Here is an 11,491-nt window from a genome sequence, read left to right as displayed (position 1 = left end):
AAAAGTATGCTGACTTTTCAATTCGTGAGAATCAAGAGCAGTAGCTATATTTTTCTCCTGAACTTGTTGAATCGAAGATTCTGTTGGCATCAATGTAGATTCAGCAAGCTCAGTTTTATTAAGATCACTTATCTGAGGGAGATAATTGGGTTCTGGTTTTTCATCCTGTGCAGAAACTGGTACTAAAGAGGCAGGTTGATTCATTTGATAACGTTCACGTTGCTGTTGTTCAAATGCTATTTGCAACGTTTCTTCCTGCGTTTTCTGTTCATCTACTGCTTGTTCGTATACCTGTTCATCTACGCTATTTTTCGTAAATTCGGCTACTGATGGTTGTTTATGTATCAACGTGCCTTCTTTACGATCTTCACTATGCTCTCTATTTTCTTCTTCAAAATTGGCACCATAGCGTTCACGCTGTTGCTCGATAAATTGCTGGCGCAACACATCTTGCTGTTGAGCATCCATTTGCTGTTCATTGGTTTCTGCAATCAGCTCATTCTGTCTCTCTTTTTCTTCCCGTTGCATATGTTCTGCCAAACGGTAAGAGGGCACTTTGATACCATATAATTCTCTGCGTGTTGGGATCCTAACAGGATTAGGGCGAGGCATTTCAGGGCCAATACCTTGCTTAACCTGAGGATTTTTCGACGCAACTGTAGAACTGGCTATACCCGCTGCCGCATTTTTCAAATTGGCATTATCGTGTGGAGAAAGAGTAAATGTCTCTGTTACATCAGCTTGTGACTGCGTATTCGTGACGGCAAAACTGTCTGTAGATTGCTTCGAAATAGTCTGGGAAACGTTATCCGCTTCTGGATTTGTACCTGATTGATAATCGTCGGGTAATTCAAAAGTATAACGAACAGGCTCTTGCCCCTGACTTCCCTCTTCCTGGTTTTCCCCTTCCCGATGTTGTAATTCAGGTTGATCAAATGCTGGAGAGAAGTCTGTGGAGTGAGATTCTACTGAAATATTTTTTTGAAGTTTTTCGCTTTCTTCTATAACCAAAGAAGCCGAAGAAGGCTGCAAATCTGGATCTGTATTAGCTAATTCGGCCACCGTCGGAGCCGTCAATAATACATCATCTTCATCTGCGTTTAGCGTTTCCGTAGCAACTGCGGGTTTATCCATGTCATGTGCATCTACATGCTCCGTTCGTTTCTGTTCACTGGCTGAGCGATTGGAAACTAATGCATTTTCTGAATCATCTTCGTCATATTCAGCATCATTACGACCACGGTTGACTACAAAACTCAGTGAATCCAGAATAACTGCGCCAATTTTTTCTGCGATCGTGAGCCATGACCACCCCGTAAACAGGGTGAATCCAACAGCCCAGATACCAAGCAGAGTCAATGTTGTTCCGAGGATATTGGACCAAGGCAGAATTGCATTACTGAATAAATTGCCAACGACTCCACCTGCTGCAAAGTCATTTAAATCATCAATATTGAGTGCAGCCAAGCCACATGAAGTCAGTATCAGAGCTAAAGCGCCAATGACACGTAATGCGAGTGTGAAGAAATCAATGTACTCTTGCCTATCTTTCTGACGGAAAGCATTCCAACAACCTAAAAACATAAACGGCGGGACTGCATAGGCAAGAACACCAAATGCCGAGAACAGCGCGTCAGATAACCAAGCACCAACACTGCCGCCCCAATTGTGAATAGGTTCATGCCATGATGTCTGTGACCAACTAGGATCAGATGGATTGAAGCTGATAAGTGCTACCATCAAGTACACGGCACAAATAACAATAACCAACAGAACGGCTTCCAGAAGCCGGCGGCTACTGCTTATTTTCTTTAACTTAACACGTTTGTCTTCTGTATATTCCTGGTTCAAGAAAGGCTCTCCAGGTTTTCCTGTTGATTAAACGGAACAACGCTGAGGGTAGCTCAGCGTTGAAACTGTATACATAAACAGGAGTGTACCTAAGTTTTTCCTGTTTTGCATCTGTACATTTTTAGGCAAAAGCTCAACGAGTCTTAATTACCAAACGGTTACTCTGTTTCACTTCTTCCATTACAACATAAGTACGGGTGTCGTTAACGCCAGGAAGGCGTAACAAGGTTTCGCCGAGCAATTTACGATATGCAGACATATCCGGCACACGTGTTTTCAGCAAGTAATCAAAATCACCAGAAACTAAATGGCATTCTTGAATTTCTTCTAGTTTCTGAACTGCTGTATTGAATTGTTCAAATACATCTGCTGCGCCGCGGTTCAACGTAATTTCAACGAATACCAGCAATGATGCATCCAAATAATGAGGATTCAGTAAAGCTGTGTAGCCAGAGATAAAACCCTGACGCTCCAAGCGACGTACACGTTCCAAACAAGGAGTTGGTGACAAACCAACTCTCTTGGATAACTCCACATTAGAAATACGGCCGTCTTTCTGCAACTCGTTAAGGATATTACGATCTATACGATCAAGATCTTTTCCTGGACGCTTCTTATTATCTATCATCTTATTGCTCTCTCTTTATTTCCTACACCTATAACATTTTCCCTATCTCTTTCAAGCGGCTGAGCTGGAAAAGATGTCTTCAAAGGCTAAAGCTCAATCCGTAACCAAAGATTTGAGGTCTACCACAATTTTTCAGAATACAATCTTCTGACATTCGATTATTATCCCTTTTACCTTCCAAGTTGCTGCTATATTGGCCGTGCTCACTCACCTTAGTCGCTAATATAATTTCTATACACTTAAGGCTTCGTTCCCTTGCAGCCAAACTGCAACTTATAATCTATTGGGCATATAGTATGATTTATCAGAATGCTATTCTCCAGAACACTATTTTACGGATCATTATCTTCCAGAGTACGATCTTCCAGAGTACGATCTTCCAGAGTACTATCTCCCAAAACATTATCTCCTAAAACACTAGGTTTTTCAGAAAACAGCTTAACGACAATTTTTAATATTCAATAAGAAAATTATCCACACTAATTTGTCTATTCTATATAAATAATTGATTAGCGACGCAGATAGTTATCCCTTACACCGATGTTTTCGCAAATGCACAGCCGATTGTCAAAGTAAATGAACAAAAATCAGAACAACCTGCCGAACAAATTTTCAATAAATCGTTTCAATAGCTTGTTTCATACCTCAAATGTATAAATGATATTCGATTCAGAAAGTTAAACAATCTATTCTTACAATTCGATTACATCATAGTTACTATCTATCGGTAAAATCGTTAATAACATAAATATTTTATCTGATAATCGCTTTTTTTAACTTATTATTTCTCCTACAATCGCTAAATCCGCAATATGCGATAATGGAAATGAGGTATTCATGAGCACAGCCAAACACAGTAAACTTATCATTCTTGGCTCAGGTCCTGCTGGTTATACCGCTGCTGTGTATGCAGCCCGCGCTAATCTAAATCCCGTCCTTATTACTGGGGTTGAAAAAGGCGGCCAATTGACCACCACGACTGAAGTTGAAAACTGGCCCGGTGATCCTGAAGGGCTGACTGGCCCAGGTTTGATGGAGCGCATGTTCCAACACGCTGAAAAATTTCAAACAGAAATCATTTCTGACCATATTCAGAAAGTTGATTTCTCAAACAGACCGTTCCGTTTATTTGGTGATGAGCAGGAATATACCTGTGATGCTTTAATCATCGCGACAGGTGCTTCAGCCCGTTATCTCGGATTGCCTTCCGAAGAGGCTTTCAAAGGTCGCGGTGTATCTGCTTGTGCAACATGTGATGGTTTTTTCTATCGTAAACAAAAGGTTGCTGTCGTTGGTGGTGGCAATACTGCTGTCGAAGAAGCGCTATATTTAGCGAACATTGCCTCTGAAGTACATTTGATTCACCGCCGTGATACTTTCCGTTCAGAGAAAATCCTGATTGACCGCTTGATGGAGAAAGTGAAGAACGGCAATATTATTCTGCATACTGATCGTACTCTGGATGAAGTTCTGGGTGATGATATGGGGGTTACGGGTATCCGCATTCGTGATACGAACAGTGACAATATCGAAGAACTGGATGTCACTGGAGTGTTCATCGCCATTGGCCATAGCCCGAACACTGGCATCTTTGACGGTCAATTGGAACTGGAAAACGGATATATCAAAGTCCAATCTGGATTGCATGGTAATGCCACCCAAACCTCTATTTCAGGTATCTTTGCCGCCGGAGATGTTATGGATCATGTATATCGCCAGGCTATCACCTCAGCAGGTACAGGCTGTATGGCTGCACTGGATGCAGAACGTTTCCTTGACGGATTGGCAACCAAATAATCCATCTTTCCTCAAAAGCGCTATCGAAATAGCGCTTTTTTACAGGTAACATACAGCTTGTTTTGATATTCCGTATCATCACCCGCTTAATCAGAAATTTTTCTTATGGACAAAGCAAGACAATCTGAACTTGTTCGATGGCTGAAGCAGCAAACTGCTCCTGCACGTCGGTGGCTTCGTTTATCAATGTTACTTGGCCTAATCAGTGGACTGCTGATTATCTCTCAGGCCTGGCTCTTGGCTACCATCCTTCAAGCCCTGATTATGGACAATGTTCCCCGCGAAAATCTTATCAACCAATTTCTCATGTTGGCAGCCACCTTTACATTACGGGCAATTGTCAATGCCGTTCGGGAGCGTGTTGGGTTTATCTGTGGCAAAGTTGTACGCCAACAAATCCGTAATATGGTACTGGATAAGCTTGAACAACTGGGACCAGTGTGGGTTAAAGGGAAACCAGCAGGAAGCTGGGCAACTATTATTCTAGAGCAGATAGAAGACATGCAAGATTTTTACTCTCGCTATCTCCCTCAAATTGCTCTTGCTACGATGATTCCTATCTTAATCCTGATTACCGTGTTCCCAATTAATTGGGCCGCAGGATTGATTTTATTTGTAACTGCTCCATTGATTCCTCTGTTTATGGCCTTGGTTGGATTAGGGGCCGCAGATGCCAATCAGCGCAATTTTGTTGCACTCAGTCGATTAAGCGGCAATTTCCTCGATCGTTTACGGGGCCTGGAAACATTGCGCCTGTTCCACAGAGGAGAAGCTGAAGTTAAACAAATCACTGAGTCAACAGAAAACTTTCGCCGTAAAACGATGGAAGTATTGCGCATGGCATTTTTATCTTCAGCCGTTTTAGAGTTTTTTGCCGCAGTTTCCATTGCCGTTGTTGCTGTTTATTTTGGTTTTTCCTATTTGGGAGAATTACATTTTGGCAGTTATGGGATGGGTGTAACGTTATTTGCAGGATTTCTCGCTTTAATCCTTGCACCTGAATTTTTTCAACCTCTGCGCGATTTAGGTACGTTTTATCATGCAAAAGCTCAGGCAATCGGAGCGGCAGAATCGCTTTTCACTTTGCTTAGCAGCGATGGAGAACAAGCCGCAAACAGTGGCGAGAAAACACTATTAGATAAAAAAACAGCAGATAAAAAACCAGTAACCATTGAAGCCTGCAAACTGGAAATTATGTCCCACGATGGTCATCGCCTTGCTGGCCCCTTGAATTTTACGATTGATAGACACCAGAGAATTGCTTTAGTTGGAAAAAGTGGAGCCGGCAAAAGTTCGTTGATCAATGTATTACTGGGATTCCTGCCTTACCATGGTTCCCTGAAAATTAATGGAATTGAGTTGCGTGAACTCGATCTTACCAAATGGCGCGAATGTTTGAGTTGGGTTGGGCAAAACCCACATCTGCCAGAGCAAACACTGCTCGATAATATTCGGCTTGGTCAATATGACGCAACACAAGAGCAAATCAATGATGTGATGGAACGAGCTTATGTCAGTGAGTTTATCAACGATCTTCCGGATGGAATCAATACGGTGGTAGGTGATAACGCTGCTCGCCTGTCTGTCGGGCAAGCTCAGCGTATCGCGGTGGCACGAGCATTATTAAACCCTTGCCAATTATTGCTATTGGATGAACCAGCCGCTAGCCTTGATGCGCATAGCGAACAACGTGTGATGATGGCCCTAAATCAAGCATCTCATCAACAAACCACATTGCTGGTGACTCACTTGCTGGAAGAAACACTATCATATGACCAGATTTGGGTAATGGAAAATGGATTACTCATTGAGCAAGGTGATTATCAAACTTTAAGCCAGTCTCAAGGTGTATTTTCTCGTTTGTTGTCTCACCGTAGTGTGGAGCTTTAATCATGCGTGTATTACTCCCATTTCTCGCCCTCTATCGCCGCCATTGGTTTCTTATTAGTTTAGGCATGATGTTGGCGATTGTAACGCTGCTAGCCAGTATTGGGCTACTAACACTATCTGGTTGGTTCCTTGTCGGTACGGCTTTGGCTGGATTCGCGGGACTATATACATTCAACTACATGCTGCCCGCCGCTGGCGTTCGTGGCGCTGCTATTTTCCGTACTGCTGGCCGTTATGGCGAACGGCTTGTTAGCCACGATGCAACATTTCGTGTATTGGCGCATTTACGTGTTTTTGCTTTTCAAAAAATACTGCCACTTTCTCCCGGAGGCATTGCCCGTTTTCGTCAAGGTGAGTTGTTAAATAGGCTCGTTGCGGATGTCGAAACACTGGATCATCTCTATCTACGAGTTATTTCTCCTGTCCTCGCCGCATTTGTCGTCATTCTGGTACTGACATTTGGCCTAGGATTCCTTGATATCACCCTTGCCTATACGATTGGCGGTATTATGCTAGGGCTACTGCTGATATTACCTTTCGTGTTTTACCACGCAGGAAAACCCTACGGGAGAAATATTACCCAACAACGCGGTCAGTATCGTACATTACTTACCAGCGCCTTGCAGGGGCAAGCTGAATTAAGCGTATTCGGCGCACTCAAACGCTTTCGTCAATCCATGACAGAAGTTGAAAATAACTGGTTAAAAAGCCAGCAAAAACAAGCCAATTTGACCGGACTTTCACAAGCCATCATGATCTTCTCTACCGGCATGACAGTGACGCTAATACTTTGGCTCGCTGCGGCTGGTATTGGAGAAATAGGCGTTGGAGAAATAGATGTTGGAGAAATAGATGTTGGAGAAAATAGTCAGGCAGGTGCATTAATTGCGCTGTTTACATTCTGCACCCTTGCTGCGTTCGAAGCACTTGGGCCAGTCACAGTAGCATTCCAGCACATGGGGCAAGTCATTTCATCTGCGACGCGGGTTTCTCAGTTGATGCACCAGAAACCGGAAGTCACCTTCCCTTCTCATGGACCTCAGACGAATAATGAACTCAGCCTTGAGATAAAAAATGTCGATTTCACCTATCCTGATCAACCTTTGCCAGTATTGAAAAATATTTCTCTATCCCTAACATCAGGCGAACATATTGCTTTATTGGGAAAAACAGGATGCGGTAAATCAACACTTTTGCAGTTATTGACCCGTGCGTGGGACATCGATAGCGGTGAGATTCAACTCAATCAGCACCCTATCTCCCACTATGATGAGACAACGCTGCGCTCAATGATGTCTATCGTTCCCCAACGGATACATGTATTTAGCCATACCCTGCGTGAAAATCTTTTATTGGCAAAACCAGATGCTAATGACGATGAATTAACAACCGTATTACAACAAGTAGGTTTAGAATACTTGCTAGACACTGATAAAAAACTAAACTGTTGGGTGGGGGAAGGTGGCCGTCAACTTTCTGGTGGAGAACAGCGCCGTTTGGGGATTGCCAGAGCATTGTTACACAATGCTCCCTTAATGCTTCTGGATGAGCCGACTGAAGGGCTTGATGCAGATACAGAACAACAAATTCTGTTGCTGTTACGCCGTAGCTGTCAGCATAAGACACTAATTATTGTTACCCATCGACTCACAGGCTTACAATACATGGATAGAATCTGTGTGATGGATGGAGGACGTATTATCGAGCAAGGCAAGCATAATGTGCTACTAGCTCAACAGGGGCGTTACTATCAATTTTATCAGCGGCAACAATTTTATCAGCCACAGAGCTACCCTGAGCAAGAGTGATTCAACTCATGATGTCAATAGCTCAACTGGATAACTCTTATGAATTTCCTCATCCCACCAACGCACTAACTGAACCTAATGGTTTACTGGCGTTTGGTGGAGATCTAAGTGCAGAACGCTTACGAGTAGCGTATCATGAGGGTATTTTTCCATGGTACTCACCTGATGAACCTCCTTTATGGTGGTCTCCCGACCCTCGGGCAGTGCTGATTCCGGGAGAATTGCATACTGGCCGAACATTGCGTCGTTTTATTCGCAAACATACTTACCAAATTACGGTAAACTATGCTTTCGATGAAGTGATTTATAATTGCGCCCAACGGCAAGAAGGCACTTGGATTGGACCAGAAGTTCAAAAAGGTTATCAAACCTTACATAAGGAAGGTTTGGCTCATTCAATAGAAGTCTGGCATGATCATCAACTTGTGGGTGGCTTATACGGCGTTTGTGTCGGTACACTATTTTGCGGTGAATCAATGTTTAGCAAAATGGAGAATGCCTCCAAGTGTGCTTTTGTAGCATTCTATCACCACTTTTTACGTTATGGCGGCCAATTGTTTGACTGTCAGGTATTAAATCACCATACAGAATCATTGGGTGCCAAAAATATTCCGAGAAACAAGTTTCTCCAGCATCTTTATCAATTAAGAAGGCAGTCATTGCAATCAGGATGCTGGTCTGTACAAAGACTGGATTTATAATCATCTCTTAGAGATTAATGCTGTTCAAGGTGGGAATGTCACTAACCATCATTTTATCGTATATAAAATGATGGCTTAAAATACAACATTCCTTTACATAATGATGGTTTTTCGGCATTATCTTGCCGATTAAAAACTAGGGTTGTTACATTTAGAGGATTAGATGGCCAAAGAAGACAATAATTTTGAAATGCAAGGTACTGTGTTAGAAACACTACCAAATACTGTGTTTCGCGTTGAATTAGACAACGGGCACATTGTCACTGCTCACATCTCAGGAAAAATGCGTAAAAACTATATCCGCATCCTGACTGGAGACAAGGTTACAGTTGAGCTAACTACATATGATCCGGAAAAAGGACGCATCACTTTCCGTAGCCGCTGATTAAGATACCTTTAGCACCACAGGTGATCGCATTCACCTGTGGTTTGGCTATGTTTTTTACCACCAGTCACCAGTTTCGATCACTGATACTTATTATTCCGTTTTATGCTATTTATACTTTATAACACAGCATCTTCTGATTTCTTTCTGTTCGATTTTTGAGCGCTATTAAAATCGTATATTAGTGCCTGTTTAGCTTTGTCGAGTTTGATCCTGACCGAACCTCCATGTACCAAAGAGCCAAATAACAGCTCATTCGCCAATGGTTTTTTGAGGTTGTCCTGGATTATACGAGCCATAGGGCGAGCACCCATTGCCTTATCATAACCTTTATCACATAGCCACTGGCGGGCATCTGCACTGATTTCCAGAGAAACACCTTTTTCATCCAGCTGAGCTTGTAACTCGACGATAAATTTATCAACAACTTGCTGAATAACTTCGGAAGAGAGTGCATCAAACCAGATGATACCATCAAGACGATTGCGGAATTCAGGTGTGAAAATCCGTTTTATCTCTTCCATTCCATCTGTGCTGTTATCCTGTTCGGTGAATCCAATAGATTTACGCTGTATTTCACGTACCCCAGCATTGGTTGTCATCACCAAAATAACATTGCGGAAATCAGCCTTACGGCCATTATTGTCGGTCAATGTACCATTATCCATAACCTGTAACAACAGGTTAAATACATCGGGATGGGCTTTTTCAATCTCATCCAGCAACAGTACAGAATGAGGATGTTTGATGATTGCATCAGTCAATAATCCGCCCTGATCATACCCAACATAACCCGGTGGAGCGCCAATTAAACGACTGACAGTATGACGTTCCATATATTCTGACATATCGAATCGCAATAATTTGATATTCAATACCTTGGCAAGTTGAACAGTTACTTCCGTTTTCCCCACCCCGGTAGGCCCTGCAAACAAGAAAGATCCCACTGGATTATGATCCTGCCCCAATCCAGCACGGCTCATCTTAATGGCTTCCGTCAAAGCACCAATAGCCCTGTCTTGACCAAAAACCAACATTTTCAAACGATCATCCAGTGTTCTCAAGACATCTTTATCACTGGCTGACACAGTTTTTTCTGGAACACGGGCTATGCGAGCAACCACAGACTCAATATCAGAAACATTGATCGTTTTCTTGCGGCGGCTAACTGGTACTAATCTTGTCCTTGCCCCTGCTTCATCAATGACATCAATAGCTTTGTCCGGTAAATGACGATCGGTAATGTACTTCACAGATAACTCAACTGCGGCACGGATGGCTTTCGCTGTATAACGAACATCATGATGTGCCTCATATTTAGTACGCAGCCCATTGATAATCTGTATTGTTTCTTCAGAAGAAGGCTCAAGAATGTCAATTTTTTGGAATCGACGAGCCAAAGCCCGATCTTTTTCAAAAATATTGCTGAATTCGTGGTAAGTCGTTGAGCCAATTACCCGTATACGCCCACTGGACAACAGCGGTTTAATAAGATTAGCTGCGTCCACTTGTCCACCTGAGGCAGCACCAGCTCCAATAATAGTATGGATTTCGTCAATAAAGAGAATGCTTTTACTGTCTTGCTCCAGTGTTTTTAACAAAGACTTGAAGCGCTTCTCAAAATCACCGCGATATTTTGTACCTGCCAGCAATGAACCAATATCCAGAGAATAGATGGTACAATCCAGCATCACTTCGGGAACATTCTTTTGTACAATACGCCATGCGAGTCCCTCAGCAATAGCCGTCTTACCAACACCTGACTCCCCAACAAATAAAGGATTATTTTTACGGCGACGACACAGTACCTGAATTGTCCTTTCCAATTCATTCTGACGACCAACAAGCGGATCAATTTGCCCTTTCTGTGCCAATTGATTCAGGTTGGTAGTGAAATTTTCCAATCTATCTTCACTAACTACCTGCTCTTCCTGAACTGGATTAATACTATGGTGAGAATCATTATCGAATTCATCTTTGCGCGTTCCATGAGAGATGAAATTCACAACATCCAAGCGACTGACATCGTGCTTACGCAATAAATAAGCAGCTTGTGATTCCTGTTCGCTAAAAATGGCAACTAAGACATTCGCCCCTGAGACTTCTGAGCGTCCCGAAGATTGAACATGAAATACCGCGCGTTGCAAAACACGCTGAAAACTTAATGTAGGTTGTGTATCCCTGTCATCATTCTCAGATAACAAAGGGGTAGTTTGTGCAATAAAACTTTCTAATTCCTGGCGTAACATTGCCAGATCGACTTTACAAGCCTCCAATGTTTCTCGCGCTGATGTATTACTTAACAACGCCAGCAACAGGTGCTCTACAGTCATAAATTCATGTCTGTTATCCCTTGCTTTGGCAAAAGCAATGTTGAGACTAAGCTCCAGTTCTTGATTGAGCATAAGCACCTCCTCCTAAATTCAGTGAG

General features: G+C 42.7%; 8 protein-coding genes. 5 read left to right on the top strand and 3 right to left on the bottom strand.

Annotated features, from left to right (window positions below; genetic code table 11):
• Both PSI14_RS15885 and lrp read right to left on the bottom strand, forming a co-directional pair.
• Positions 1–1,851 (bottom strand): DNA translocase FtsK 4TM domain-containing protein (locus PSI14_RS15885; RefSeq protein ID WP_273576791.1); only part of this gene is annotated, 1,851 nt, incomplete at its 3' end.
• A gap of 133 nt (positions 1,852–1,984) precedes the next feature.
• Positions 1,985–2,479: a leucine-responsive transcriptional regulator Lrp gene (lrp, locus tag PSI14_RS15880; protein ID WP_004256338.1), complete on the bottom strand. Its 495-nt coding sequence runs from the start codon at positions 2,477–2,479 to the stop codon at positions 1,985–1,987.
• Between the two features lie 837 nt (positions 2,480–3,316).
• Between lrp and trxB the strand changes: the two genes are divergently transcribed.
• The 5 genes from trxB (at position 3,317) to infA (ending at position 9,060) form a co-directional block, all read left to right on the top strand.
• A complete protein-coding gene (gene trxB, locus PSI14_RS15875; protein WP_273576790.1) occupies positions 3,317–4,276 on the top strand; it encodes a thioredoxin-disulfide reductase in 960 nt (319 codons plus the stop codon).
• A gap of 105 nt (positions 4,277–4,381) precedes the next feature.
• The gene (gene cydD / locus PSI14_RS15870; RefSeq protein WP_273576789.1) at positions 4,382–6,166 is read left to right on the top strand and encodes a heme ABC transporter permease/ATP-binding protein CydD; all 1,785 of its coding nucleotides are present in this window, start codon (positions 4,382–4,384) and stop codon (positions 6,164–6,166) included.
• Positions 6,167–6,168: 2 nt separating this feature from the next.
• Positions 6,169–7,974, top strand: a complete 1,806-nt coding sequence (cydC, locus tag PSI14_RS15865) for a heme ABC transporter ATP-binding protein/permease CydC (protein WP_273576788.1) — start codon at positions 6,169–6,171, stop codon at positions 7,972–7,974.
• Between the two features lie 11 nt (positions 7,975–7,985).
• Positions 7,986–8,675, top strand: coding sequence for a leucyl/phenylalanyl-tRNA--protein transferase (gene aat, locus PSI14_RS15860; protein ID WP_273576796.1), 690 nt, complete (start codon positions 7,986–7,988; stop codon positions 8,673–8,675).
• Positions 8,676–8,838: 163 nt separating this feature from the next.
• Positions 8,839–9,060, top strand: a complete 222-nt coding sequence (gene infA / locus PSI14_RS15855; RefSeq protein WP_086111255.1) for a translation initiation factor IF-1 — start codon at positions 8,839–8,841, stop codon at positions 9,058–9,060.
• A gap of 119 nt (positions 9,061–9,179) precedes the next feature.
• Here the strand turns inward: infA and clpA are convergent, their stop codons facing one another.
• Positions 9,180–11,465 carry an ATP-dependent Clp protease ATP-binding subunit ClpA gene (gene clpA, locus PSI14_RS15850; RefSeq protein WP_273576787.1) on the bottom strand — a complete coding sequence of 762 codons (2,286 nt, stop codon included), beginning with the start codon at positions 11,463–11,465 and terminating at the stop codon, positions 9,180–9,182.
• Positions 11,466–11,491 lie beyond the last annotated feature (26 nt).

The sequence above is a fragment of the Xenorhabdus anantnagensis genome (assembly GCF_028598555.1).
GTDB classification, from domain to species: Bacteria; Pseudomonadota; Gammaproteobacteria; order Enterobacterales; family Enterobacteriaceae; genus Xenorhabdus; species Xenorhabdus anantnagensis.
The sequence above is the reverse complement of the archived record's forward strand: the minus strand, read 5'-3'. Positions and strand labels throughout refer to the sequence as shown.

Bases quoted from the DNA above. Each gene is read 5' to 3' on its own strand.
- lrp (WP_004256338.1), bottom strand. From the start codon at position 2,479: ATGATAGATAATAAGAAGCGTCCAGGAAAAGATCTTGATCGTATAGAT.
- trxB (WP_273576790.1), top strand. From the start codon at position 3,317: ATGAGCACAGCCAAACACAGTAAACTTATCATTCTTGGCTCAGGTCCT.
- cydD (WP_273576789.1), top strand. From the start codon at position 4,382: ATGGACAAAGCAAGACAATCTGAACTTGTTCGATGGCTGAAGCAGCAA.
- cydC (WP_273576788.1), top strand. From the start codon at position 6,169: ATGCGTGTATTACTCCCATTTCTCGCCCTCTATCGCCGCCATTGGTTT.
- aat (WP_273576796.1), top strand. From the start codon at position 7,986: ATGTCAATAGCTCAACTGGATAACTCTTATGAATTTCCTCATCCCACC.
- infA (WP_086111255.1), top strand. From the start codon at position 8,839: ATGGCCAAAGAAGACAATAATTTTGAAATGCAAGGTACTGTGTTAGAA.
- clpA (WP_273576787.1), bottom strand. From the start codon at position 11,465: ATGCTCAATCAAGAACTGGAGCTTAGTCTCAACATTGCTTTTGCCAAA.